Raw genomic sequence first — 26,762 nt, forward strand, 5'->3', positions numbered from 1 at the left:
CATCCTTATGCGTAAACTCGTGATAGACGATTTTGAAAAGGATTTTTTATGACAACCTTCTACACCGTCGTGAGTTGGCTGGTCATTTTAGGCTACTGGCTGCTTATCGCGGGGGTGACGTTACGTATTCTCATGAAACGCCGTGCGGTTCCTTCTGCCATGGCCTGGCTACTGATCATCTATATTCTCCCCCTGGTCGGAATCATTGCCTACCTGTCGTTTGGTGAACTTCACTTGGGCAAACGCCGGGCCGAGCGCGCCAGAGCAATGTGGCCGTCCACGGCAAAGTGGCTGAAGGATCTCAAATCACATCGCCATATATTTGCGACCGAAAACAGCAGCGTCGCCTCTTCTCTCTTCAAACTCTGCGAGCATCGCCAGGGTATTGCCGGTGTCAAAGGCAATCAGCTTCAGTTGCTGACAACCTCTGATGATGTGATGCAGGCGCTAATCCGTGACATCCAGCTTGCGCGTCATAATATTGAGATGGTGTTTTATATCTGGCATCCCGGTGGTATGGCCGACCAGGTAGCTGAATCCTTGATGGCTGCCGCACGCCGTGGGGTCCACTGTCGTTTGCTTTTAGACTCTGCCGGGAGCGTGACGTTTTTCCGCAGCCCCTGGGCCGATATGATGCGCAATGCCGGTATCGAGGTGGTGGAAGCCTTAAAAGTAAATTTAATGCGTGTTTTCTTGCGCCGCATGGATCTGCGCCAACATCGCAAAATGGTGCTGATTGATAATTACATCGCCTATACCGGCAGCATGAACATGGTCGATCCGCGCTATTTTAAACAGGATGCAGGCGTCGGTCAGTGGGTGGATTTAATGGCCCGAATGGAAGGCCCGGTCGCAACGGCAATGGGCGTTGTCTATTCCTGCGACTGGGAGATCGAAACAGGTAAGCGCATCTTACCGCCGCCGCCGGATGCCAATGTTATGCCGTTCGAACAGGCGAGCGGGCATACCATTCACACCATCGCTTCCGGCCCCGGTTTTCCTGAAGATTTGATACATCAGGCCTTGCTCACTGCGGTGTATGCCTCGCGTGAGTATTTGATCATGACCACCCCCTATCTGGTTCCGAGCGATGATTTGTTGCATGCTATCTGCACTGCCGCGCAGCGCGGGGTGGATGTCAGCATTATTTTGCCGCGTCATAACGATTCGGTTCTGGTGGGCTGGGCCAGCCGGGCCTTCTTCACCGAACTGCTGGCAGCGGGAGTGAAGATTTACCAGTTCGAAGGCGGGCTTCTGCACACCAAGAGTGTGCTGGTCGATGGAGAGCTCAGTCTGGTGGGAACGGTAAATCTGGATATGCGCAGCCTGTGGCTTAATTTTGAAATCACCCTGGTGATTGATGACGCGGGTTTTGGCGGCGATCTGGCCGCAGTGCAGGACGACTATATCTCACGCTCTCGTCTGTTGGATGCCCGGTTATGGGTAAAACGCCCGTTCTGGCATCGAATCGCTGAACGACTGTTTTACTTCTTCAGCCCGTTGCTGTAAAACGTGCCCAATTGACGTTACACAGGTAGTTATTATGGAAATGGATCTGAACAATCGCCTGACCGAAGATGAGACGCTGGAACAGGCTTACGACATTTTTCTCGAACTGGCGGTTGATAATCTTGACCCGGCAGACGTGATCCTCTTCAACCTGCAATTCGAAGAGCGTGGCGGCGCAGAACTGTTCGATCCCAGTGAAGACTGGCATGAGCATGTGGATTTCGACCTGAATCCGGACTTCTTCGCTGAGGTCGTGATTGGACTGGCCGAGACCGACGGTGGCGAAATCAATGATATCTTTGCCCGCGTACTGCTCTGCCGGGAAAAAGATCACAAGCTCTGTCATATACTCTGGCGTGAATAATAAAAAAGGCTGACATTGTCAGCCTTTTTTGTTTTCACCGGTTAGAGCGGGTCGACCTTGAGACAGGAGACCGCATGGCGGAAACTGCCTTCCAGCAGCGGACGCGTCTTCGCACATTCTGGTCCGGCGATCGGGCAGCGAGTGCGGAACACGCAACCGGACGGCGGATTAATCGGCGAAGGTAACTCGCCTTCCAGTAACTGAATTGTCTTATTCTTCTCAAGATCCGGATCGGGGATGGGCACCGCAGACATCAGCGCTTTAGTATAAGGATGCTGCGGGTTGTGATACACCTCATCATAGGTGCCCAGCTCCACCGCATGGCCCAGATACATCACCAGCACCCTGTCGGAAATGTGTTTAACCACCGCCAAATCGTGGGCAATGAAGATTAACGACAATCCCATTTCCCGCTGCAGTTTTTGCAGCAGGTTGACAACCTGCGCCTGAATCGACACGTCGAGTGCTGAGACCGGTTCATCACAGATTATCAGCTTAGGCTCAAGGATCAGTGCGCGAGCAATACCGATACGCTGACACTGCCCGCCCGAAAATTCATGCGGATAGCGGTTGATCAGGTTCGGCAGTAAGCCCACCTTAAGCATCATCGCTTTAACGCGATCGCGCACATCCTGGCGCGACATTTTAGGATGATACGTGCGCAGAGGTTCGGCAATGATTTCACCGATGGTCATACGCGGATTCAGTGACGCCAGTGGATCCTGGAAAATCATCTGAATGTCGCTGCGTACCTGCCGCCATTCGTCCTGTTTCATTCCCAGCAGGTCTTTACCCAGCCAGGCAACTTTGCCGTCCGTCGCTTTGACCAGGCCGATAATGGCGCGCGCAAAGGTCGATTTACCGCAACCGGATTCACCCACCACACCAAGGGTTTCCCCTTCATACAGACGCAGCGTCACGCCATCAACGGCTTTAAGGGTTTTGGACGGTTGCCAGAACCACTGCTTACCGTCTTTGATGTCGAAATGCACTTTCAGGTCGGCAATTTCGAGCAGCACTTTTCTTTCGTCAGCTACAGTGCTCATACCAACTCCTCCACCGGCTTAAAGCAGGCACGCAGGCGGCCCGGGGCAAACTCCGCCAACGGGGGAGCATTCATACAGATGTCCATTGCGTGCGGACAGCGAGGCTGGAACGGGCACCCTTTTGGCAACCGCAGCAGGTTCGGCGGGTTGCCAGGGATGGTCAGCAGCGCCTCCCCTTCAGCATCCAGGCGTGGCACCGCGTTAAGCAGCCCAATGGAGTAAGGATGGGCGGGTTGATAAAACACATCCCGCGCTTTACCGTACTCCATGGTACGACCGGCGTACATCACCAGCACCTTGTCGCAGATGCCTGCGACCACCCCCAGATCGTGGGTAATCATGATGATCGCCGTGTTGAACTCACTTTTCAGTTCGTTCAGCAACGTCATGATTTGCGCCTGAACCGTTACGTCCAGTGCCGTCGTGGGTTCATCGGCAATCAGCAGTTTTGGACGGCACAGCAGCGCCATCGCGATCATTACACGCTGGCGCATACCGCCTGAAAACTCATGCGGGTACATCCGCATACGTTTACGGGCCTCGGGCATTTTAACCGCATCCAGCATTCTGACGGACTCTTCAAAGGCTTCCGCTTTATTCATGCCTTTGTGCAGCATCAGGACTTCCATCAACTGCTCGCCCACCCGCATGTAGGGATTGAGCGAGGTCATGGGGTCCTGGAAAATCATCGAAATCTGCTCGGCACGCAGTTTGTTGAGCGCTTTTTCCGGCAGATTCAGGATCTCTTTCCCGTTAAATTTCGCGGAACCGCCAATAATACCGTTTGAAGCGAGCAGCCCCATTAAGGCAAAGGCGGTTTGCGATTTACCGGAACCTGACTCACCCACAATACCCAGCGTTTCGCCGGCGCGCAGGTTGAAGTTCAGGTCATTCACCGCCGTGACGTCACCGTCAGGGGTCGTAAAGGTCACACGCAGATCGTTAACATCCAACAGAATGTCCGATTGCTGCTGCGCCTTTGGCGCAGATGAGATTTCATGCATGCTCATACCAGCACTCCTTAACGATCTTTCGGGTCGAGGGCATCACGCAGGCCATCGCCGATAAAGTTGAAACAGAACAGTGTCACCACCAGGAATGCCGCCGGGAACATCAGAAGCCAGGGAGAAACTTCCATGGAGTTCGCCCCGTCACTCAACAGCGCGCCCCAACTGCTCAATGGCTCTTGCGTACCAAGACCCAGGAAGCTCAGGAAGGATTCGAAGAGGATCATGCTGGGTACCAGCAGCGAGGCATAGACCACCACCACGCCTAATACGTTTGGCACGATATGACGAATCACGATGTTACCCGTTGAGACGCCACCGACCTGGGCGGCTTCAATGAACTCTTTGCGTTTCAGGCTCAACGTCTGGCCGCGAACAATACGCGCCATATCAAGCCAGGAGACCATGCCGATCGCCACAAAGATGAGCAGGATATTTTGCCCAAAGAAGGTGACTAACAGGATGACGAAGAACATAAACGGGAAGGAGTTGAGGATCTCGAGGATACGCATCATCACGGAGTCAATTTTGCCGCCGAGGTAGCCTGAAAGCGATCCGTAAAGCGTCCCCAAAATAACCGCAACCAGCGCCGCAGCAATACCCACCATCAACGAGATTCGACCACCGATGGCAACGCGCACCAACAGATCGCGACCGGATGAGTCAGTACCAAAATAGTGACCAGACTCGGTATCCGGCGCACTCGACATCATTCCCCAGTCCGTGTCGAAATAGGCGAACTGCGACAGCATTGGGGCGAGCGTAACGAACAGGGCAATCAGCAAGAGCACGAACAGGCTCGCAACCGCAGCGCGGTTATGCATGAAGCGACGCCGCGCATCCTGCCAGAGGCTACGACCTTCTACTTCCAGTTTTTCACTGAAGTTTTCCAGCGCCTCGCTGTTTTTCTTACTTAACATCATGGCGAACTCCAGTGTTAATAACGAATTTTTGGATCGATAACGGCATACAGCACATCAACAACCGCATTGAATAAAATAGTGAGTGCTCCTACCAGTATGGTCAAACTTAATACCAGGGAGTAATCACGGTTGAGTGCGCCGTTGACAAAGAGTTGCCCGATACCTGGCAGACCATAAATGGTCTCGATGACCATTGAGCCGGTAATGATGCCAACGAAGGCCGGGCCCATATAAGAGAGAACCGGTAACAACGCAGGTTTCAGCGCATGACGGAAAATAATCCGCCGCATCGGTAACCCTTTTGCCCGGGCGGTACGAATAAAGTTCGAGTGCAGAATTTCAATCATTGAGCCACGAGTAATACGCGCAATGCTGGCGATGTAAGCCAGAGAGAGCGCTACCATGGGCAGAATAATGAATTTCGGCGCCCCGCCGTTCCATCCGCCTGCGGGTAACCATTTAAGGGTAATGGCGAAGATCATGACCAACAATGGCGCAACCACGAAGCTGGGTATCACCACCCCCGTCATTGCCAGCCCCATCACGGAGTAGTCCCATTTGGTATTTTGATTAAGCGCGGCAATAACCCCGGCACCGACACCAAAAATAACCGCCATTAGAAACGCCGCTGCCCCTAATTTTGCAGATACCGGGAAGCTGGCCGCAACCAGATCGTTCACCGTGTAATCTTTGTATTTAAACGAGGGACCAAAATCGCCATGCGCCAGCTGTTTCAGGTAGCTGGTGTATTGCGTCAGGATGGGGTCGTTAAGATGATATTTCGCTTCGATATTTGCCATCACTTCCGGCGGCAGCGTGCGTTCGCCGGTAAAGGGGCTACCGGGTGCAAGACGCATCATAAAGAAGGAAATAGTTATAAGAATAAAGAGTGTTGGAATCGCTTCTAAGCAGCGACGTAGGATAAATTTCAACATTGCCCGTACCTTCTGGCCTGTGCCTTTATAGTGCGATGAAATAAGACACCGTGGGGCAGGAATACCCTGCCCCACTCATTGCCATTAATGCTTGATAATATAAAGATTCTTAACGTAGATATTATCCATCGGATCTTTACCGGTATAACCGCCGACCCAAGGTTTCACCAGGCGAGCGTTAACGTAGTAATAGACCGGAACAATGGCAGAATCTTTATCGAGCTGTTGTTCTGCTTTGGTGTAAAGCTCAGTGCGTTGCTCATCGCTGGTGGCTTTCAGCGTGTCGCCAACCAATTTATCGAACTCAGCACTCTTATAATGTGCGGTGTTGTTTGAACTGTCAGACAACATGGTGTTCAGGAAGGACGTCGGCTCGTTGTAGTCCGCACACCAGCCAGCACGTGCCACATCGAAGGTACCCTGATGGCGGCTGTCGAGGAAGGTTTTCCACTCCTGGTTTTCCAGCTTCACGTTCACACCCAGATTTTTCTTCCAGATAGAAGCCACGGCGATAGCCAGCTTTTTATGCAGATCGGATGTGTTGTAAAGCAGGCTGAACGTTAACGGTTTGTCGGCGGTATAACCGGCTTCAGCCAGCAGTTTCTTCGCCTCTTCGTTACGTTTTTCCTGAGACAGTTTGAACCACTCTGGCTCAACCAGTTTTGCACCATCGGTGTACGGCGGCGTGTAGCTGTATGCCGGCAGATCGCCCTGATTTTTCACTTTGTTAACGATGATGTCACGATCCAGTGCCAGTTTCAGCGCGGTACGTACACGTACATCGGTGAACGGGGCTTTCTGGTTGTTGATTTCATAGTAATAGGTGCAGAGATACGGATCGACGTGAACTTCGGTCGGGATCTCTTTTTTCAGTTTCTGGAACAGTTCAATCGGCATGTTGTTATAGGTCATGTCGATTTCACCGCTGCGGTAGCGGTTGACGTCTGTGACTTCAGAAGAGATTGGCAGATAAGTCACCTGATTGATGACCGTCTTCGCGTTGTCCCAATAATTGGTATTACGTTCCAGCACGATACGTTCGTTAACAACCCAGTTTTTCAGCTTGTATGCGCCGTTGGTTACGATATTTGCCGGCTGGGTCCATTTGTCACCGAATTTTTCAACAACGGCTTTTGGAACAGGGGAAACGGATGGGTGTACCAACAGTTTGTAGAAATAAGGGACTGGTTCGCTGAGCGTCACTTCGAAAGTATTTTCATCGATCGCTTTCACGCCCAAGTCGGTCACTGGTTTTTTACCTTCGATGATTTCATCGATATTGGCAATATGACCATACTGCAGATAACTGGCATAAGGGGAAGCCGTTTTCGGATCCGCCAGACGTTGCCAGCTATAAACGAAATCTTGCGCCGTTACCGGGCTGCCGTCGGACCATTTCGCATCTTTGCGCAGATGGAATGTCCAGACTTTAAAATCTTTATTGTCCCATTTTTCAGCCACGCCCGCGCTTGGATGACCTTGCACGTCAGAGATCAGCAAGCCTTCAAAAAGATCGCGACTCACGTTGGACTCAGGCACCCCTTCGATTTTATGCGGGTCCAGAGACTGCACTTCAGAACCGTTATTGCGGACCAGTGTTTGCGTGTCAGCAAGTTTTACATCTGCCGGTACGTCAGCCGCCATGGCTACGTTACCCGCCATTAGCGCAGTAAAAATGCCTGCCGCTATTAGACTTTTTTTTGTGATGATGGACATTGTGTTGATACTCCACTCATTATAATTACTGGCATTAATACCAGCTGTTTCGTTCCCTTACGGGGCACCCAGTCAGCGCAGGAGCTTGAGCAACTGCCAGGCATCGTTTACTGCTTGCTATCACCGACTTCGCTTTATTACGAGGCACTCGAACGGCACCCTTTCGTCGATATCGCATGCATCACCCTGTCGCGATGCACTTTTAGGTTCTTTGCGACAAGAATTACATTTGAAAATAATTCTCATCCGCGTTTATTCTTCACAAAATATAAGGCCGGAAAGTACCAAATGCGATTATTCGCCGCCAATACAATTTGCAAATTTGTTAACTAATTCTCTTTTATTTCTTCCCGTCTGGGCTGAATCCACTCGCGCCCATTCGTCAAAATCCTAAAATAAACATAAAAATCAATAAATTAAGAATTTATCAACGCAAAACATGTTGACTGCATCGCGCTGGTTGTTTTTTACACAAAAAATCAACAATTGATTATTATCTAGCACATTTATCTGTTTCGACGCGGAAATTACTAATATCATTTCGATTATGCGACAGCAACCCCCAGAGTATCATGTGAGGAAAATAACATGAGAAAGGGATGAATTTATCGCCAGAAAGGCATGCAACAAAATGTAATCTATTGATATTTAAGAACCTATTAATATCAGTCCGATTTATTATATTTACGTTTTTTTTCGGCAATATTTATACGATTTCCTAATAATGCGGCAGATGAAACGCAGCGAATGGATATGATTTACGGATGAAATTATTTCACTGTAACAATCCAGGGAAAATGGCCTTGACCCCAGCCACAATAAATTCGATACCCAACGCCATCAGCAACAAGCCCATGATTCGGGTAATCACGTTGATGCCGGTTTGACCCAAAAGGCGAACCAGCCAGGGAGCAATGCGAAACAGACCCCACGAACAGGCGGCAAAAAGAGCTATAGCGACGGTAAACCCTGCTAAATATTCTGCTGTGTGGAAGCGCGTTCCCCAGACAATAGTGGAACTGATCGCCCCTGGCCCTGCCATGAGAGGGAGTGCGAGGGGAACTACACCGATACTCTCTCTGATCGCCGATTCTGATTTTTCCTGCTTGTTTTGCTTATCCTCACCCAGCTTGCCGCTGATCATCGACATGGCAATAGTCACCACGAGGATGCCCCCAGCGATGCGGAAGGAGTCAATTGAAATGCCGAAAAGTTGCAGAATTGAATCACCGAGAAACAGCGACGTCCATAATATGATGGCCACGGAGAGGTTGGCTGTCAGGTTAGTTTTATTTCTTGCAGCCGCCGTTTGATAGCTGGTCATGCTGATAAAAACCGGGATGATCCCTATAGGATTAACTAATGCAAAAAGACCGATGAAGAATTTAGACCAGGTAGGAAAATCAAAAACGGTGTGAATCACATGGTGCTCCGCAATATAGCAAGGCCTTTAGCCAAAAATTCCAACAGAAAAACCATGCTGAATATACGCTTAATCCCAGCATAGCTCACCATAAATAGCGTTTCTCTCAAGACTTTTGCGTATGTTATGCATTTGTATTAATTATGATAATCTTAGCTGACGTCGTCCTTTTATCATTAACATTTGATACAAATGCCCAAAAACAGCCTGCTGAAAGGTGTCAGCTTCGCTGAAACTTGATTTAGATCACGTAATCGCTACTCAGAAGTGAGTACTCTTGGTTACGTCGTCAGGGTCCTCTAATCATCAGCATCAACGATGTTTTGTTTAGACTCTTCCAGTAAATCAGTGGGGCAGGAAAGGCGTTAACTTGTTGTTTTTCTGTAATTTACGCAACCTGCAACCAGCCTGTCTATACTGTCGTATCGATCAGCTGGTTTACTAGAAAAGTTTAACATTATCAGGAGAGCATTATGGCTGTTACTAATGTCGCTGAACTGAACGCACTCGTAGAGCGCGTTAAAAAAGCCCAGCGTGAATATGCCAACTTTACTCAAGAACAAGTTGACAAGATCTTCCGCGCCGCCGCCCTGGCTGCTGCCGATGCCCGTATCCCTCTCGCCAAAATGGCCGTTGCCGAATCCGGCATGGGTATCGTCGAAGATAAAGTGATCAAAAACCACTTCGCTTCCGAATATATCTATAACGCTTACAAAGATGAGAAGACCTGCGGCGTCCTCGACGAAGATGACACCTTTGGTACTATCACCATCGCTGAACCTATCGGTATTATTTGCGGTATTGTTCCGACAACTAACCCAACCTCGACGGCTATCTTCAAATCTCTGATCAGTCTGAAAACGCGCAATGCCATTATTTTCTCTCCACACCCGCGTGCTAAAGATGCAACCAACAAAGCTGCAGATATCGTTCTGCAAGCGGCCATCGCAGCAGGTGCCCCTAAAGATTTGATTGGCTGGATTGACCAACCGTCTGTTGAGCTGTCTAACGCGCTGATGCACCACCCTGACATCAACCTGATCCTTGCGACCGGTGGTCCAGGCATGGTTAAAGCCGCTTATAGCTCCGGTAAACCCGCTATCGGTGTAGGTGCTGGTAATACCCCGGTAGTGATTGATGAAACAGCGGATATTAAACGTGCTGTCGCCTCTGTCCTGATGTCAAAAACCTTTGATAACGGCGTAATTTGTGCATCCGAGCAGTCTGTCGTCGTTGTTGATTCTGTTTATGACGCCGTTCGCGAGCGTTTCGCCAGCCATGGCGGCTACCTGTTACAAGGTAAAGAGCTGAAAGCTGTTCAGGATATCATTCTGAAAAATGGCGCGCTGAACGCCGCTATCGTTGGTCAGCCAGCGTATAAAATCGCTGAACTGGCAGGCTTTACGGTTCCTGCTTCTACCAAGATTCTGATTGGCGAAGTAACCGTCGTAGATGAGAGCGAACCGTTTGCTCACGAAAAACTGTCTCCGACGCTCGCCATGTATCGTGCAAAAGATTTTGATGACGCGGTCGTTAAAGCTGAAAAACTGGTTGCCATGGGCGGTATCGGCCACACTTCCTGTCTGTATACCGACCAGGATAACCAGCCAGCGCGTGTTCAGAAATTCGGCGCAGAGATGAAAACCGCGCGTATCCTGATTAACACCCCAGCGTCGCAGGGTGGTATCGGTGACCTTTATAACTTCAAACTCGCACCTTCCCTGACTCTGGGTTGTGGTTCCTGGGGTGGTAACTCCATCTCTGAAAACGTTGGTCCTAAGCACCTGATCAACAAGAAAACCGTTGCTAAGCGAGCTGAAAACATGTTGTGGCATAAACTTCCGAAATCTATCTACTTCCGCCGTGGCTCTCTGCCCATCGCGCTGGATGAAGTGATTACTGATGGTCACAAACGCGCGCTGATCGTGACTGACCGCTTCCTGTTCAACAATGGTTATGCTGATCAAATTACGTCAGTGTTGAAAGCGTCTGGCGTTGAAACTGAAGTCTTCTTTGAAGTCGAAGCGGACCCGACACTGACTGTCGTGCGTAAAGGTGCTGAGCTTGCCAACTCCTTTAAACCAGACGTGATCATCGCGCTGGGCGGCGGTTCCCCGATGGACGCAGCAAAAATTATGTGGGTGATGTACGAACACCCGGAAACGCACTTCGAGGAACTGGCGCTGCGCTTTATGGACATCCGTAAACGTATCTACAAGTTCCCGAAAATGGGTGTGAAAGCCAAAATGGTGGCAATCACTACCACTTCCGGTACCGGTTCAGAAGTCACACCGTTTGCCGTGGTGACCGACGATGCAACGGGCCAGAAATACCCGTTGGCCGACTACGCGCTGACCCCGGATATGGCAGTTGTCGACGCTAACCTGGTCATGGATATGCCGAAATCCCTGTGCGCCTTTGGTGGCCTGGATGCGGTAACCCACGCCCTGGAAGCTTATGTCTCTGTTCTGGCGTCTGAGTTCTCCGACGGTCAGGCTCTGCAGGCACTGAAACTGCTGAAAGAAAACCTGCCAGCGTCTTACCATGAAGGTTCTAAAAACCCGGTAGCTCGTGAGCGTGTGCACAGTGCTGCTACTATCGCCGGTATCGCGTTTGCTAACGCCTTCCTGGGTGTGTGTCACTCCATGGCCCACAAACTGGGTTCTCAGTTCCACATTCCGCACGGTCTGGCTAACGCCCTGCTGATTGGTAACGTTATCCGCTATAACGCGAATGACAACCCGACTAAACAGACTGCATTCAGCCAGTATGACCGTCCGCAGGCTCGTCGTCGCTATGCAGAGATTGCCGACCATCTGGGGCTGACAGCGCCTGGTGACCGTACTGCCGCGAAAATTGAGAAACTGCTGGCGTGGCTGGACAGCATTAAAGCTGAGCTGGGTATTCCTAAGTCAATTCGTGAGGCAGGCGTGCAGGAAGCCGATTTCCTGGCACATGTCGACAAACTTTCTGAAGATGCTTTCGATGACCAGTGTACCGGTGCTAACCCACGCTATCCGCTGATTTCTGAACTGAAACAAATCCTGCTGGATACGTTCTATGGACGCGAGTTCAAAGAAGGTGAAGTTGCAGAAGTGAAAGTCGACGTGGTTAAAGCTGATAAAAAAGCGAAGAAAACCGTTTAAGGTATATTGATAATATAAAACCCGCCTTTATGGCGGGTTTTTTTGTTGCTAAGCAAACTGCTTTTGAATGGTTACGAACACCGCACCGTCACCCTCTCACCCGAGCCTGGATTTCAGCCAATGAGCCTACCGTTAGGGCTTCTTTATAATGCTTACGGCAGACAGAAACATAGCGTTCATTACCGCCGATGACCACCTGTTCACCTTCATTATAAGGACGTCCCTGCTGATCAAGGCGCAGAACCATGCTTGCTTTACGTCCACAAAAACAGATTGTTTTCAACTCAACCAATTTGTCCGACAGCGCGAGAAGATACTGACTGCCCGTAAAAAGCTCTCCCCGGAAGTCTGTTCGCAGGCCATAACACAGGACCGGAATATCGAGATCGTCGACGACATCAGAGAGCGCGTAAACCTGTTCACGTGTCAGAAACTGGCTTTCATCAATAAGTACGCAGTGAATCGGCTCACGCAAATGCTCAGCACCAATCTCTTTTCTGAGGTCAGTACCCTGATTAAACAACTTCGCCGGAGAAGATAACCCGATTCGCGAGCTCACCTTTCCCGCACCAAATCGATCGTCTATCTCTGCTGTATAGACGAGGGTACGCATGCCTCGTTCCTGGTAATTATAGGAAGACTGCAGCAACGCTGTAGATTTCCCTGCATTCATTGCTGAGTAATAGAAATAAAGTTGCGCCATTGCCCGCCAACCCTCAATCAAAGTGTGATATTCCTGGCAAGGATTGTATCATAATTTAACTTTCTACTTCGAAGGCCTTACGCCATGAGGGTTACAACAGATCGTGTTGCTTCGTGCAATACAAGCGAGGCTTATTTCCTGCTCACGCCTGTTGCTGCCAAAGAAACATTCAATAAGTCAGTAAGGGTAACGTGAGGCTATTTTATGGCGTAGATTTTTACGCCAGGCTTCGGAAATTATTAACGTTTTACATATCAAGAGCCGCTATTTGCGGCATATTAACGAGGTTGATATTTATCCACCACCACAATAATTCGCATAAGATTAATCATTGAAGATACCCATAAAATGCGCTTTCTGGCTCTGGCTTAATGCCGCTGGTATAAGCAAGTTTTGTGCAACAACCGGCAAAAAATTTAAGTTAGCGCTTTTTCGAAGTGAGATAAATAAAGAGGAAAATTGATTTCCTTACATTCCGAGCTATTGCACTGGACAAATTAACGCTCTATTATTAGCCCAACAAACCACCCCAATATAAGTTTGAGATTACAAAAATGAGCGAAGCACTTAAAATTCTGAACAACATCCGTACTCTTCGTGCACAGGCAAGAGAATGTACCCTTGAAACGCTCGAAGAAATGCTGGAAAAATTAGAAGTTGTCGTTAACGAACGTCGTGAAGAAGAAAGCGCTGCAGCTGCTGAAATCGAAGAACGTACCCGTAAACTGCAACAATACCGCGAAATGCTGATTGCTGACGGTATTGACCCAAATGAATTGCTGAATAGCATGGTTACCGCTAAGACCGGCACTAAAGCAAAACGTGCTGCGCGCCCGGCTAAATATAGCTATGTTGATGAGAATGGCGAAACTAAAACCTGGACCGGCCAAGGCCGTACTCCGGCAGTGATTAAAAAAGCCATGGATGAGAACGGCAAACAGCTGGACGACTTCCTGATCAAAGAGTAATAGCATTCATTATAAAATCCCGCTTCTGGCGGGATTTTTTTTGTCTTAAGCCCGGTGATTATCTGCAATGCCTGATGATAATCATGCATGCGTGATGTAATTCGCTCAAACTGGCAAGGCCGTACGTATTGGCGTAGTAAGATAAATCCGCCGCGAGTGGAATCACATTGTTCCGGCTGGATAAAGACAATAAAAAAGCCGGGTTTGACACCCGGCTTTTCCAGATACTACATCGTTCAGGCTTTAGTTACGCCCACCTGCCCTTCCAGCCAGGTTTTGAATTCTTCGCCCAGCGTATTATGGCGGATTCCGTATTCTACAAATGCCTGCATATAACCGAGTTTATTACCGCAGTCATGGCTCTTACCTTTCATATGGTAGGCTTCAACGGTCTCTTTCTCGATAAGCATATCAATACCATCTGTTAACTGGATCTCATCACCCGCTCCCGGAGGGGTTTTTGCCAGCAGTGGCCAGATATTTTCGCTTAAGACATAACGCCCTACGACGGCCAGGTTAGACGGTGCAACATCAGCCTTCGGCTTCTCAACAACACCGACCATTGGCACGCTGTCGCCAGGATTAAGTTCCGCGCCTTTACAGTCAACCACACCATACGCCGTCACATCGGCGACAGGTTCAACCATGATCTGGCTGGCTCCGGTCTCATCAAAACGCTTAATCATCTCGGCAAGGTTGTCCTGGGAGAGGTCGGATTCAAACTCGTCCAGAATTACGTCCGGGAGGATAACCGCGACAGGCTCGTTACCCACAACCGGATGCGCGCAGAGAACCGCATGGCCAAGGCCTTTAGCCAGCCCCTGGCGTACCTGCATAATGGTTACGTGCGGAGGGCAGATTGACTGAACCTCTTCCAGAAGCTGACGTTTTACACGTTTTTCAAGCATCGCTTCCAGTTCAAAACTGGTATCGAAGTGGTTTTCGATGGAGTTTTTTGAGGAGTGGGTAACCAGCACAATTTCGGTAATACCCGCTGCAATGCACTCATTCACGACATACTGAATTAATGGCTTATCAACTAACGGCAACATTTCTTTCGGAATAGCTTTTGTTGCTGGCAGCATCCTGGTTCCCAATCCCGCGACGGGGATAACTGCTTTTGTTACTTTTGAATTTAAGGCAGCCATTGAAAATCTCCTGGTCTGTTCACGCGTTAAGCATGTTCATGAATTTACACGCGACTGAGTATATCAGCACCTCAACGACTCACTGGTCTGAAAAGGGCTCGGTCGCGTTTAATTAGGACTAATACGCAAAACTGTGGCGATAGTACCACTCACCGAAACACCGGGATAAAGGTATCTGGAAAATACGTTTCGATTGCTCATTCCGCAGACAACATTAAGCGTAACCGTCCGCCGGAACCCCATACCTGACATTGCCATGCATCACAATGCTGGCTTAATTGATTGAGATAAGTATTGCCTAATGTCCCTAATGGCACACCGCTACTGACCTGAATCTGGTGTTCACTGGTATTTAATGTGGCATTAAGTCCTGCCGAAACTAAAATCAGGTTTTTTAATTCGCTATGATAATAACCAACCAGTAAGGGGAACTGACCGGGCAAATTGGCCTGGCGCAGTAACTGATTGACCTGCTTAAGCAGGCTGCCCATTTCCGGTAATCGCTGGTGCTGATGTGACAATTGTTCCTGTAACAGTCCATTGAACAATGCGCGAAGTAATAACGCGGCAAGAACGCCATTATTTCCGGCACGGGTAACATCCAGACAATAAAACGCCAGATCGTTGGAAGAGATAGGGGCAATATCAAGAACCAGCCCGGGTTTGTCAGCGGAAACAAGCTGGCGATAATTTACCCGGCACCCTGACATCTGTTGCTGCACCGGTGGTTGTAACTCTTGTAGAAGTTTGGCCGCGGCTTGTGGATTTTCGACAAGGGCGTCCCAATCCTGAAACAGGCGTTCTTCTTCCTCAACCCGAGAATTGAACATGTTGGGGTAGATACAGGCGAAGACCGTCTCTTTCAGGCGGTTGAAATCTCTAACCGGTTTGAGCAATACATCCTGCACACCAAGGCGTAGTGCCTTGGCAATATCCGCCATGTTATCGGTCGCGGAAATAACCAAAATCGGCAACTGGAGCCCCTGGTTGCGCATTTGCTCAACCAGCTTAAGACCATTCATTCGTGGCATCGCAATATCGCATATCATCAGATCCGGGGAAGCACTTTTCAGTATTTCCAGCGCCTCGACCCCATCCTCTGCCAGTAACGTATTCGCGCCCAGAGATGAAAGCCAGGAATCCAGCAGAGAACGGAAGACGGGCTCGTCTTCTACGATCATTACCTGTTTTCCTGCTAACGGCTGCGTCATCTTTTCTCCCCTGACTAACGATAAATAAATAGTGGCATGTTCTATCGATAATCGCCTGTCAGATTAAACTTAAGTCACATAAAACGAGGATATTCACACCATCGTCTTTACGAGTGGTAACAACTCATCAATTTTTTTCTCAACGGCCAATTGCCCGGCGTTGATGGCTGCTTCTGCACGATGAAAATCCAGCGTTGAGATTTGCGGGCATAATGGTTGGATGAGGATATCCGGAGGATCGCCAGCCATACGATTACGTTTAAGACGATTCTCAAGCACCTGAATAGACGTTGTCATGATTTCCATCGCTGTCGGTGCGACAACGGTACGACGCGTCGTCATTGTACTGATGCGTTCACGTAAACGTTCGTGCCATTGTAAACGCGCAGTGTTCTTTTCACCGCTATCCTCTTCATTTTCGGCCGGATTAACAGACAGCAGGTCCTGTTGCATAAGATGGGCATCATGTTGTAAATCAACCGCAATAACAATATCTGCACCGAGTGCACGCGTCAGAGAGACAGGGACCGGGTTAACGACCGCACCGTCCACCAACCAGTAGCCATTGTGTGTTACGGGGGCCATGAGGCCAGGCATGCTGCATGAGGCTCGTATGGCGAGATGCAAATCCCCTTCCGTAAACCAGAGCTCGCGCCCGGTACTGAGGTTAGTTGCCACCGCACCAAATTTCAGTTGACAGTCAGTGAATGAGGATTCAGAAAGTATTTGTCGATAGTGATTGAAAACGCGCTCGCCACGCAGTAAACCACCGCGTCGCCAGGATACGTCCATGAGCTTCAGCACGTCCCAGTAGCTGAACGAACGAACCCATTTCTCCAGTTCTGGTAATTTACCACACGCATACGCTGCGCCGACCAGTGAACCAATGGAGCACCCTGCCACGATATCAATTTTTATACCCGCACGTTGAAGCGCATTTATCACACCAATATGCGACCAGCCTCTGGCAGAACCTGCGCCTAAAGCCAGCCCAATTTTTATGCTTCTCATTACCTGGATTTCTATCCCCCGGAGCGACTGGCATAGCCACAACGCCACAGCTCAGTTAACATATTGCTACCCAGGCTTATGATGCCATTTTCTTTATTCAGGAAGTCGATTGTGTCTCAACTCTGTCCCTGCGGTAGCGCAGTGGAGTATAGCCTATGTTGTCAGCCTTATCTGTCTGGTACACAGGTTGCGCCAGATCCATCACATCTTATGCGTTCTCGCTATACAGCCTTTGTCTTAAAGCAGGCAGACTATCTGATTAATACCTGGCATCCTGACTGCGAGGCCGCTACGTTTCGCGCGGATATTGAATCAGGTTTCGCACACACGCAATGGCAGGGTTTGACCCTCTTCGAGACAGCGCCTGGAAAAAACGAGAATGAAGGTTACGTCAGTTTCGTTGCGCGTTTCAATGAGCAAAATAAATCAGGTGCAATTATTGAACGCTCCCGATTCTTAAAAAAGAACGGTCGATGGTACTATGTTGACGGCAAGCGGCCTGAGTTTGGCCGCAACGATCCCTGCCCGTGTGGATCGCACAAGAAATTTAAGAAGTGCTGCGGGCAGTAAGCCCAGCGTCACCCCATAGCAAACATAATCAACAGGATTTACCCGGCAATGCATTCATTACAACGTAAAATACTGCGCACTATTTGCCCTGACCAAAAAGGTCTTATCGCGCGAATTACCAACATCTGTTACAAACACGAGCTGAACATTGTGCAGAACAATGAGTTTGTGGATCACCGCACCGGGCGGTTCTTCATGCGTACCGAGCTGGAGGGCATTTTTAATGATGCGACATTACTGGCCGACCTCGATAGCGCGTTACCGGAAGGTTCAGTACGCGAGTTGAATCCTGCGGGCCAACGCCGCGTCGTAATCCTGGTAACGAAAGAAGCTCATTGTTTGGGTGACCTGTTGATGAAGGCCAACTATGGCGGCCTCGATATCGACATCGCCGCCGTCATCGGCAACCATGAGACGCTGCGTACCCTGGTAGAGCGTTTCGATATTCCCTTTGAGCTGGTTAGCCATGAAGGTTTAACGCGCGAAGAGCACGATAATCAGATGGCACAAGCCATTGAGGCCCATCAGCCTGACTATGTAGTCCTGGCCAAATACATGCGTGTACTGACGCCTGGCTTCGTGTCTCGCTTCCCGAACAAAATCATCAACATTCACCACTCCTTCCTGCCTGCCTTTATTGGTGCCCGCCCTTACCACCAGGCCTATGAGCGCGGCGTAAAAATTATTGGCGCCACGGCTCACTATGTGAATGATAATCTGGATGAAGGTCCGATCATCATGCAGGACGTGATTCACGTTGATCACACTTACACGGCTGAAGATATGATGCGTGCAGGACGTGACGTTGAAAAAAATGTCTTAAGTCGTGCCCTTTACCAGGTACTCGCGCAGCGCGTCTTTGTTTACGGTAACAGAACGATCATTCTTTAATCGCCAATGAAATGAATTGATTAGGTTTAGTACGTTACGGCTGAAAAGTACGCAAACGGTTCATTTCTACGAAACGAATGCTTTACAGTGGCGCGTCATTTGATATGATGCGCCCCGCTTCCTGATACGGAAGCAGGCCAGTAATACCATGCATTACCCCGTGGTGGGGTTCCCGAGCGGCCAAAGGGAGCAGACTGTAAATCTGCCGTCATCGACTTCGAAGGTTCGAATCCTTCCCCCACCACCATTATTCACTACAGCAATGTAGTAAACCCAATGAGTAAGGCAGAAGCTTGCACTCACTGGGAAGGGTAAGAACCTTCGAATAAGGTTCGACTCGAGCGAAAGCGAGAACGTTGCTAAAGGCAACGGCCCGAAGGGTGAGGAGCAAAGCGACGAATAATCCTTCCCCCACCACCATCTTGCCTCAGACAATTTGAATTACCCCTGGTGGGGTTCCCGAGCGGCCAAAGGGAGCAGACTGTAAATCTGCCGTCATCGACTTCGAAGGTTCGAATCCTTCCCCCACCACCATCACTTCTTTGCAGTACCTCAGCAAAAATCAAATTCCTTTACCTCATATTCTGCCCATGCGGGGAAGGATGAGAAGCTTCGACCAAGGTTCGATTCGAGCGAAGCGAGAAAGCGTTGCCGCAGGCAACGACCCGAAGGGCGAGTCGCTACGCGACGAGTCATCCTTCCCCCACCACCATCACTTCTTTGCACTACCTCAGCAAAAATCAAATTCGTTTACCCCATATTCTGCCCATGCGGGGAAGGATGAGAAGCTTCGACCAAGGTTCGATTCGAGCAAAGCGAGAAAGCGTTGCCGCAGGCAACGACCCGAAGGGCGAGTCGCTACGCGACGAGTCACCCTTCCCCCACCACCATCACTTCTTTGCAGTACCTCAGCAAAAATCAAATTCCTTTACCCTATATTCTGCCCATGCGGGGAAGGATGAGAAGCTTCGACCAAGGTTCGATTCGAGCAAAGCGAGAAAGCGTTGCCGCAGGCAACGACCCGAAGGGCGAGTCGCTACTGTTCCGGGCAAAAAAAACCGCCCATTACAGGCGGCTTTTATCATCATTCTCTGATTACAACGCTTTCAAAATCGCATCAACCGTTGCCTTGGCATCGCCAAACAGCATCTGCGTATTCTCTTTAAAGAACAGCGGATTCTGAACCCCTGCGTAACCGGTGTTCATAGAGCGCTTGAACACAATTACGTTCTGCGCTTTCCAGACCTCAAGAACAGGCATACCGGCAATAGGGCTGCTCGGGTCATCCTGCGCCGCCGGGTTGACCGTATCGTTCGCGCCAATAACCAGTACCGTATCGGTATCAGAGAAATCATCGTTGATCTCATCCATTTCCAGCACGATGTCATACGGCACCTTGGCTTCTGCCAATAGCACGTTCATGTGGCCTGGCAAGCGCCCTGCAACCGGGTGAATACCGAAGCGAACTTTGATCCCACGAGCACGCAGTTTCTCAGTGATCTCAGCAACCGGATACTGCGCCTGTGCCACCGCCATGCCATAGCCTGGGGTGATGATCACCGAGTGGGAGTTTTTCAGCATTTCAGCTGTCTCTTCTGCGTTGATTTCGCGGTGCTCACCGACCTCTTCAGAAGCGCCCGAAGAGGATCCATCGGTACCGAAACCACCGGCAATGACGCTAAAGAACGAACGGTTCATCGCCTTACACATGATGTAAGAGAGAATCGCCCCTGAAGAGCCGACCAGCGCACCGGTCACAATCAGCAGGTCATTGCTCAGCATGAAGCCCGCCGCCGCCGCCGCCCAACCGGAGTAGGAGTTCAGCATAGAGACCACAACCGGCATGTCCGCACCACCAATGGACGCCACCAGATGCCAGCCGAACACCAGCGCAATCGCGGTCATCACCAACAGCGCCAGAACCTGCAAGCCAACGCTTTCGGTACGGACGAACACCACCAGCAACAGGAAAGAGACAACCAGCGCGGCCAGATTCAGTTTGTGGCGATTAGGCAACATCAGCGGTTTAGATGAAATTTTGCCGCAGAGTTTACCAAAGGCAACAACGGAACCCGTAAAGGTGACCGCACCAATGAAGATGCCGAGGAACACTTCCGTCAGATGAATATTGACCAGAATGGGTTCCAGGCCCGGTTCGTGGTACAGATAGCTGTTAAAACCTACCAGTACCGCGGCCAGCCCGACAAAGCTGTGCAGAATAGCGACCAACTCCGGCATTTCCGTCATTTCGACTTTACGTGCCAGACGAATGCCAATAGCGCCACCAATAATCATTGCCACCAAAATCCAGGCCACATTACCGGTGTCAGGGCCGAAGATGGTGGCAATCAGCGCAATCGCCATCCCCGCTACGCCGAAACGGTTACCCTGCTGGGATGTTTCATGTTTTGAAAGGCCCGCCAGGCTGAAAATAAACAGGATCGCAGCAACAATGTATGCAGCAGTAACTAATCCTCCAGACATTTGCTACCCCTTAGTTCTTCCGGAACATTTTCAGCATGCGCTGAGTGACGGTGAAACCACCAAAAATATTAATACTGGCGATCAGCACTGCGATAAAACTCAAGAAGCTGACCCACCCACCGTGACCGATCTGTAAAAGCGCACCGACTACAATGATGCCGGAAATGGCGTTAGTCACCGACATCAACGGCGTATGTAACGCATGCGACACATTCCAGACCACGTAATACCCGACAACACAGGCCAGGGCGAACACGGTAAAGTGCCCCAGAAACTCTTTAGGCGCTACATCTGCCAGCCAACCGAACAGCACGATGACCAACGCCATGATGCCGTACTTCACCCACGGCGAAGTCGGTTTGGTTTCTGCTTTTGCGACCGGCGCTGCTTTGGCTGCCGCCTGAGGCTGTGCGGAAACCTGAATGGCAGGCGCCGGCCAGGTCACTTCACCCTCACGAATCACGGTTACGCCACGGACAACGACATCCTCGAAATCGACGCTCACATTTCCGTCTTTCTCTTTGCAGAGGAGTTTTAGCAGGTTCACCAGGTTAGTACCGTAAAGCTGCGAAGACTGCGCTGCCAGACGCCCTGGTAAATCGGTGTAACCGATAATTTTCACGCCGTTCGCTGTGGTGACCACTTCATTAGCGATGGTGTATTCACAGTTACCGCCATTTTGAGCCGCCAAATCCACCACCACGCTGCCTGACTTCATGGAGTCAACCATTTCACGAGTGATCAGTTTTGGCGCCGGTTTGCCTGGAATCAACGCCGTGGTGACGATGATGTCGACCTCTTTCGCCTGTGCGGCAAAGAGTGCCATTTCGGCTTTAATGAAGGCTTCTGACATCACCTTCGCGTAACCATCGCCGCTACCGGCTTCTTCTTTGAAATCCAGCTCAAGGAATTCAGCGCCCATGCTCTGGACCTGTTCCTTCACTTCAGGACGGGTATCGAAAGCGCGAACAATCGCGCCCAGGCTGTTAGCCGCACCAATAGCAGCAAGCCCGGCAACGCCCGCACCAATCACCATGACTTTTGCAGGGGGGACTTTTCCGGCGGCGGTGATTTGCCCCGTAAAGAAGCGACCAAATTCATGGGCGGCTTCCACAATTGCACGATAACCGGCAATGTTGGCCATGGAGCTCAAGGCATCCAGCGATTGTGCACGGGAGATACGCGGCACCGAATCCATTGCCATTACGGTGACGTCGCGCGCCGCCAGTTTTTCCATCAGTTCGGCATTTTGCGCCGGCCAGATAAAACTGACTAAGGTCGTGCCAGGATTGAGCAGTGTGATTTCGTCATCGCCCGGCGCGTTAACCTTGAGAATGATATCTGACTGCCAGACATCATTCGCGTCCACAATAGCCGCACCTGCCTCGGTAAATGCGAGGTCATCGAAACTGGCCAGTTTACCGGCGCCGCTTTCAATCGCGACGGTGAAACCCAATTTAAGCAGTTGCTCGACCGTTTTCGACGTCGCTGCAACGCGGGTTTCATTGGCCAACCGTTCTTTTGGTACACCAATACGCATAGTTTTCCCTTCCATCAATGTGAGAGATGGTTTGTCAGTAATGTCCGGGATCGTACAACGCGATATTCAGCGACCAACGACGCCCCGGAAAATAAAACAGTAACAAACTTTCTATAACCTACTGAAATTCACGCTTGTGATCTAGCGCGAGAATTCAGAAATTCTTTTTTTATCGGTCAAAACCGGGCAAGAACGCTATAAGACATAGTTATTTCCCTTTATTTCGTCAGTACAGGCCGATATTCCGCTCAAGCGGAGCGGCAAAACACGATTAATCTCCAACAAGAAACATGCTTTTAACAATGTATTAACCTGAAAAATGCGTATGCTTTATTACTTTTGCTGGTCAAGCGCGTATTTTTTCAACATATCATTAATCGTTATCGTAAAACGTCTTACGGGTAGCACGCACAGTGAAAAATGACGCAGACAGCCGCCTTGTTTAAATGCAATAATCAGCGACGTTTTTTGATAACAACCACACCAGCATCTGGTTTGCGCAAGGCGAAGGATTATTTTTATGAAGCATAAGTTTACCCTCCTGGCGTCAGCATTTCTTACCGTTACTACTCTGTCAGCTCATGCCGCGACCGAGTTAACGCCGGAGCAAGCGGCAGCGTTAAAACCCTACGATCGTATTGTTGTTAATGGTCGTTATAATTCCATTGGCGATGCCGTCAACGCTGTGTCGAACCGTGCAGATAAAGTAGGCGCGGCTTCATTTTACGTTGTAGAGATGTCGGACTTTGGCAATAGCGGCAATCAGCGCGTCAGCGCCGACCTCTATAAAGCAGATGCCCCTAAAGCCGATCCCGTTAAATTCCGTGTGATAAACGGTTTGACCGAGTTACCTAAAGATAAAGCTATCGAGCTGGAACCTTTTGATACCGTAACCGTACAGGGTTTTTACCGTAGCCAGCCTGAAGTGAACGATGCGATCACCAAAGCCGCTAAAGCCAAGGGCGCCTCTTCCTTCTATATTGTTCGTCAGGTCGATGCCAACCAGGGCGGTAATCAGTTGATTACGGCTTACCTCTATAAAGCCGACGCGAAAAAACGTGTACTGCAGAGCCCGGACGCGATTCCTCGCGATTCTGAGGCGGGCCGTGCCGCACTGGCGAAAGGCGGTGAAGAGGCGAAAAAAGTCGAAATTCCTGGCGTTGCCACCAGCGCCACGCCGAGCTACGAAGTAGGACGTTTCTTCGAAACCCAAACCTCTAAAGCAGGCCGTTATACGGTTAACCTGCCTGACGGCACCAAAATCGAAGAAGTGAACAAAATTACCGCTGCGCAAATGGTGCCCTTTGACAGCATCAAGTTCACCGGCAACTACGGTAACATGACTGAGATTTCCTATCAGGTTGCCAAACGCGCAGCGAAGAAAGGTGCCAAGTACTACCACATCACCCGCCAGTGGCAGGAGAACGGTAGTAACATCACCATCAGTGCCGATCTCTACAAGTAACTCCTCCTTTGAAAGGCGGCAAATGCCGCCTTTTTTCACTTTTTCTGCAAATTTATGCACTCCTGCATTGCATGCTATTCCGACTCTCCGTAAAATCCCGCGCCTTAGTGATATCCACCATTTTTATGCGCTCATGCAAAATAATTATTCTGGATTGAGTTCTTTTTTGACAGGATACCCATGGAAAAGAAACTTGGCCTGAGCGCTTTGACTGCGCTGGTTCTTAGCTCAATGCTTGGCGCAGGCGTCTTCAGCCTTCCACAAAATATGGCCGAAGTCGCAAGCCCTGCTGCACTTTTGATTGGCTGGGCCATTACCGGTGTCGGGATTCTCCTGCTCGCCTTTGCCATGCTGATCTTAACCCGCGTCCGCCCCGATCTTGACGGCGGAATTTTCACCTATGCACGTGAAGGATTTGGCGAACTCATCGGTTTTTGTTCCGCCTGGGGATACTGGCTGTGTGCAGTGATCGCCAACGTCTCTTATCTGGTTATTGTCTTTTCCGCGCTGAGTTTCTTTACTGATACGCCTGAATTACGGCTGTTTGGCGACGGTAACACCTGGCAGTCCATCGTCGGGGCCTCTGTTTTGCTGTGGATTGTTCATGCCCTAATCTTGCGTGGGGTACAGACTGCGGCCAGCATCAATCTTGCTGCGACGCTCGCTAAATTAGTCCCGCTCGGCCTGTTTATTGTGCTCGCCGCAGTGGCATTCCACTTTGACACCTTCCGCCTCGATTTCTCTGGTTTCGCATTGGGCGTACCGGTATGGGAACAGGTTAAAAACACCATGCTAATAACGCTGTGGGTGTTTATTGGCGTCGAAGGCGCCGTTGTCGTCTCTGCACGTGCGCGCAATAAACGAGACGTAGGTCGTGCCACCCTCATGGCGGTGCTGGCAGCGCTCTCTGTCTATTTGCTGGTTACCTTGCTCTCTGTCGGGGTGATTTCCCGCCCTGAGCTGGCGGCCATGCGTAACCCGTCGATGGCAGGTCTGATGGTCAAGCTGATGGGGAGCTGGGGCGATGTGGTCATTGCCGCCGGACTTATCGTTTCCGTGTGCGGGGCCTACCTGAGCTGGACGATTATGGCGGCAGAAGTGCCGTTGCTGGCGGCCACTCATAAAGCGTTTCCGCGCATCTTTGCCAGACAAAATAAAAATAACGCACCGGCAGCGTCGCTATGGCTGACCAATATCAGCGTTCAGGTCTGTCTGGTGCTGATCTGGCTCACAGGTTCGGATTACAACACGCTGTTGACTATTGCATCAGAAATGATTCTGGTCCCTTATTTCCTGGTAGGGGCATTTCTGTTCAAAATTGCGCAAAAAACGTTGCACAAAACGGTCGCTGTCGGTGCCTGTATCTACGGATTGTGGCTACTGTACGCATCCGGTCCTATGCATTTGCTGTTATCCGTTGTGCTGTATGCGCCCGGCCTGCTGGTCTTTATGTATGCCCGCCGTACACATAACATTGATAGCCTGCTTTCACGCCGGGAGTGCGTTCTGATTGGCTTGTTGCTGATTGCCGCCGTTCCGGCCACGTGGATGTTGATGGGTTAACAACGTTTCCCCATCATCACTGGAGATATCCGATGGGGAAAAAACCTGAACGCCCGATTTTGATTACCGGTGGAGGCCGTCGTATTGGCCTCGCCCTCGCCCACCATTTCCTGCATCATCAGCAGGCCGTTATCGTTAGCTTCCGCACCCGTTATCCGGCAATTGACCAGCTTGAAAGCGCAGGGGCCGTTTGCATTCAGGCGGATTTCAGTACTGACCAGGGCATTCTCTCATTTGCTGAAACCGTCAAATCTCAGACCGCAGGCCTCAGGGCAGTGCTTCATAACGCCAGCGACTGGCAGGCTGAAACGCGGAATATCGCCCTCAGTGATGTGCTCACACGGATGCTGCAGATCCATGTCCACGCCCCGTATCTGCTCAACCATGCACTGGAAGGTTTATTGCGCGGCGCTGGCCATGCGGCCAGCGATATCATCCATTTCACCGACTATGTTGTTGAGCGGGGCAGCGATAAGCATATTGCCTATGCGGCCAGTAAAGCGGCGCTGGATAATATGACACGCTCATTTGCAAAAAAACTGGCACCCGAGGTCAAAGTCAACGCCATTGCCCCCGCAATGATTCTGTTTAACGAGACCGACGATGCGCAGTATCGCCAGCAGGCGCTGAATAAATCGTTGATGAAAATCGTAGCGGGTGAGAAAGAGATAATCGAGCTGGTGGATTATCTGCTCACAAGCTGTTACGTCACCGGGCGCAGTTTTGCCGTGGATGGCGGGCGTCCCTTACGTTAGTGAAAACGGCTCCAGCAAAAAATCAGTATCCAGGCGCTGAGGCACCAGCAGAGCACCGCCCCACCCAGCGCCGGACCGACCCGCATAATGCCAGTGAAATACCAGAGCGACAGCAGATAAATAAAATAGGGGATAATTGACCACATGCCGAAAACGATAGTCGCTCTCAGTGCTTCGATGCCACGCTCGGTGGCGACAATATAATGGGCAATCAGCGCAAAGGTCGGGAATAAAGGAATCAGCCCGGCAATATAATAATTCTTTGTTTTGGCCAGAATGCCAATCAGCACCACCACCAGCGCGCCAATAGCCGCTTTAATCACCAACCCCATGTTTTGCCCTATAATTCAGTAACAACAATAACCTACAGCATAACGGAACCCT

General features: G+C 50.3%; 22 protein-coding genes, 2 tRNA genes and 4 other RNA genes. 15 read left to right on the top strand and 13 right to left on the bottom strand.

Going from position 1 to position 26,762, the window contains the following annotated elements:
• Window positions 1-48: 48 nt before the first annotated feature.
• Window positions 49-1,509 carry a cardiolipin synthase gene (cls, locus tag ACUY4Q_RS13215; RefSeq protein WP_458043220.1) on the top strand — a complete coding sequence of 487 codons (1,461 nt, stop codon included), beginning with the start codon at window positions 49-51 and terminating at the stop codon, window positions 1,507-1,509.
• A 34-nt stretch (window positions 1,510-1,543) separates the two neighbouring features.
• Entirely contained in the window at window positions 1,544-1,873 is a 330-nt protein-coding gene (locus ACUY4Q_RS13220) for an HI1450 family dsDNA-mimic protein (RefSeq protein ID WP_458043221.1), read from the top strand.
• Between the two features lie 41 nt (window positions 1,874-1,914).
• On the opposite strand, the gene oppF is transcribed toward ACUY4Q_RS13220, so the two are convergent.
• From oppF to ACUY4Q_RS13250, 6 genes are all read right to left on the bottom strand, one after another.
• The gene (gene oppF, locus ACUY4Q_RS13225) at window positions 1,915-2,919 is read right to left on the bottom strand and encodes a murein tripeptide/oligopeptide ABC transporter ATP-binding protein OppF (protein WP_458043222.1); all 1,005 of its coding nucleotides are present in this window, start codon (window positions 2,917-2,919) and stop codon (window positions 1,915-1,917) included.
• Window positions 2,916-3,929 (bottom strand): ABC transporter ATP-binding protein, encoded by a 1,014-nt coding sequence (locus ACUY4Q_RS13230; protein ID WP_458043223.1) that lies wholly within the window; start codon window positions 3,927-3,929, stop codon window positions 2,916-2,918. Before ACUY4Q_RS13230 ends, oppF begins: the two co-directional genes overlap by 4 nt.
• A gap of 11 nt (window positions 3,930-3,940) precedes the next feature.
• Window positions 3,941-4,849, bottom strand: a complete 909-nt coding sequence (gene oppC, locus ACUY4Q_RS13235) for an oligopeptide ABC transporter permease OppC (RefSeq protein ID WP_458043224.1) — start codon at window positions 4,847-4,849, stop codon at window positions 3,941-3,943.
• Window positions 4,850-4,863: 14 nt separating this feature from the next.
• Window positions 4,864-5,784, bottom strand: a complete 921-nt coding sequence (gene oppB, locus ACUY4Q_RS13240; protein WP_458043225.1) for an oligopeptide ABC transporter permease OppB — start codon at window positions 5,782-5,784, stop codon at window positions 4,864-4,866.
• A gap of 84 nt (window positions 5,785-5,868) precedes the next feature.
• A complete protein-coding gene (gene oppA, locus ACUY4Q_RS13245) occupies window positions 5,869-7,500 on the bottom strand; it encodes an oligopeptide ABC transporter substrate-binding protein OppA (protein WP_458043226.1) in 1,632 nt (543 codons plus the stop codon).
• A gap of 775 nt (window positions 7,501-8,275) precedes the next feature.
• Entirely contained in the window at window positions 8,276-8,923 is a 648-nt protein-coding gene (locus tag ACUY4Q_RS13250; protein ID WP_458043227.1) for a YchE family NAAT transporter, read from the bottom strand.
• 473 nt (window positions 8,924-9,396) lie between these two features.
• Between ACUY4Q_RS13250 and adhE the strand changes: the two genes are divergently transcribed.
• Window positions 9,397-12,069, top strand: coding sequence for a bifunctional acetaldehyde-CoA/alcohol dehydrogenase (gene adhE / locus ACUY4Q_RS13255; RefSeq protein WP_458043228.1), 2,673 nt, complete (start codon window positions 9,397-9,399; stop codon window positions 12,067-12,069).
• A gap of 88 nt (window positions 12,070-12,157) precedes the next feature.
• Here the strand turns inward: adhE and tdk are convergent, their stop codons facing one another.
• Entirely contained in the window at window positions 12,158-12,772 is a 615-nt protein-coding gene (gene tdk, locus ACUY4Q_RS13260; RefSeq protein WP_458043229.1) for a thymidine kinase, read from the bottom strand.
• Window positions 12,773-13,326: 554 nt separating this feature from the next.
• Here tdk and hns point away from each other — a divergent pair.
• Window positions 13,327-13,740 (top strand): histone-like nucleoid-structuring protein H-NS, encoded by a 414-nt coding sequence (gene hns / locus ACUY4Q_RS13265; RefSeq protein ID WP_458043230.1) that lies wholly within the window; start codon window positions 13,327-13,329, stop codon window positions 13,738-13,740.
• A 236-nt stretch (window positions 13,741-13,976) separates the two neighbouring features.
• Here the strand turns inward: hns and galU are convergent, their stop codons facing one another.
• The 3 genes from galU to rssA all read right to left on the bottom strand — a co-directional run bounded on the left by galU (window position 13,977) and on the right by rssA (window position 17,110).
• Window positions 13,977-14,888 (bottom strand): UTP--glucose-1-phosphate uridylyltransferase GalU, encoded by a 912-nt coding sequence (gene galU, locus ACUY4Q_RS13270; RefSeq protein ID WP_458043231.1) that lies wholly within the window; start codon window positions 14,886-14,888, stop codon window positions 13,977-13,979.
• Window positions 14,889-15,085: 197 nt separating this feature from the next.
• Window positions 15,086-16,099, bottom strand: coding sequence for a two-component system response regulator RssB (gene rssB / locus ACUY4Q_RS13275; RefSeq protein WP_458043232.1), 1,014 nt, complete (start codon window positions 16,097-16,099; stop codon window positions 15,086-15,088).
• Window positions 16,100-16,192: 93 nt separating this feature from the next.
• Window positions 16,193-17,110, bottom strand: coding sequence for a patatin-like phospholipase RssA (gene rssA / locus ACUY4Q_RS13280; RefSeq protein ID WP_458043233.1), 918 nt, complete (start codon window positions 17,108-17,110; stop codon window positions 16,193-16,195).
• Between the two features lie 111 nt (window positions 17,111-17,221).
• Here rssA and ACUY4Q_RS13285 point away from each other — a divergent pair, with 111 nt between their 5' ends.
• The 8 genes from ACUY4Q_RS13285 (at window position 17,222) to ACUY4Q_RS13320 (ending at window position 19,626) form a co-directional block, all read left to right on the top strand.
• A complete protein-coding gene (locus tag ACUY4Q_RS13285; protein WP_458043234.1) occupies window positions 17,222-17,680 on the top strand; it encodes a YchJ family protein in 459 nt (152 codons plus the stop codon).
• A gap of 48 nt (window positions 17,681-17,728) precedes the next feature.
• Window positions 17,729-18,571, top strand: coding sequence for a formyltetrahydrofolate deformylase (gene purU, locus ACUY4Q_RS13290; protein WP_458043235.1), 843 nt, complete (start codon window positions 17,729-17,731; stop codon window positions 18,569-18,571).
• A 162-nt stretch (window positions 18,572-18,733) separates the two neighbouring features.
• A tRNA-Tyr gene (locus tag ACUY4Q_RS13295) sits at window positions 18,734-18,818 on the top strand.
• A gap of 43 nt (window positions 18,819-18,861) precedes the next feature.
• A non-coding RNA gene (locus ACUY4Q_RS13300) (RtT sRNA) lies at window positions 18,862-18,991 on the top strand.
• A 29-nt stretch (window positions 18,992-19,020) separates the two neighbouring features.
• Window positions 19,021-19,105: transfer RNA gene (locus tag ACUY4Q_RS13305), tRNA-Tyr, on the top strand.
• A 47-nt stretch (window positions 19,106-19,152) separates the two neighbouring features.
• Window positions 19,153-19,283, top strand: a non-coding RNA gene (locus tag ACUY4Q_RS13310) — RtT sRNA.
• A 47-nt stretch (window positions 19,284-19,330) separates the two neighbouring features.
• A non-coding RNA gene (locus tag ACUY4Q_RS13315) (RtT sRNA) lies at window positions 19,331-19,461 on the top strand.
• A 47-nt stretch (window positions 19,462-19,508) separates the two neighbouring features.
• Window positions 19,509-19,626, top strand: a non-coding RNA gene (locus tag ACUY4Q_RS13320) — RtT sRNA.
• A 40-nt stretch (window positions 19,627-19,666) separates the two neighbouring features.
• On the opposite strand, the gene pntB is transcribed toward ACUY4Q_RS13320, so the two are convergent.
• Together pntB and pntA are read right to left on the bottom strand one after the other, a co-directional pair.
• On the bottom strand, window positions 19,667-21,055 hold the full coding sequence (gene pntB, locus ACUY4Q_RS13325; protein WP_458043236.1) for a Re/Si-specific NAD(P)(+) transhydrogenase subunit beta: 1,389 nt from the start codon (window positions 21,053-21,055) through the stop codon (window positions 19,667-19,669).
• A 10-nt stretch (window positions 21,056-21,065) separates the two neighbouring features.
• Window positions 21,066-22,595: a Re/Si-specific NAD(P)(+) transhydrogenase subunit alpha gene (pntA, locus tag ACUY4Q_RS13330; protein WP_458043237.1), complete on the bottom strand. Its 1,530-nt coding sequence runs from the start codon at window positions 22,593-22,595 to the stop codon at window positions 21,066-21,068.
• Between the two features lie 520 nt (window positions 22,596-23,115).
• Between pntA and ydgH the strand changes: the two genes are divergently transcribed.
• The 3 genes from ydgH to folM all read left to right on the top strand — a co-directional run bounded on the left by ydgH (window position 23,116) and on the right by folM (window position 26,378).
• Entirely contained in the window at window positions 23,116-24,060 is a 945-nt protein-coding gene (gene ydgH, locus ACUY4Q_RS13335; RefSeq protein ID WP_458043238.1) for a DUF1471 family protein YdgH, read from the top strand.
• A gap of 180 nt (window positions 24,061-24,240) precedes the next feature.
• Entirely contained in the window at window positions 24,241-25,623 is a 1,383-nt protein-coding gene (locus ACUY4Q_RS13340) for an amino acid permease (RefSeq protein ID WP_458043239.1), read from the top strand.
• 32 nt (window positions 25,624-25,655) lie between these two features.
• Window positions 25,656-26,378, top strand: coding sequence for a dihydromonapterin reductase (folM, locus tag ACUY4Q_RS13345; protein ID WP_458043240.1), 723 nt, complete (start codon window positions 25,656-25,658; stop codon window positions 26,376-26,378).
• Here the strand turns inward: folM and ACUY4Q_RS13350 are convergent.
• The gene (locus ACUY4Q_RS13350; protein ID WP_458043241.1) at window positions 26,375-26,710 is read right to left on the bottom strand and encodes a GlpM family protein; all 336 of its coding nucleotides are present in this window, start codon (window positions 26,708-26,710) and stop codon (window positions 26,375-26,377) included. The genes folM and ACUY4Q_RS13350 overlap by 4 nt on opposite strands.
• Between the last annotated feature and the right edge of the window lie 52 nt (window positions 26,711-26,762).

It is taken from the genome of Phytobacter cepae (assembly GCF_054165735.1).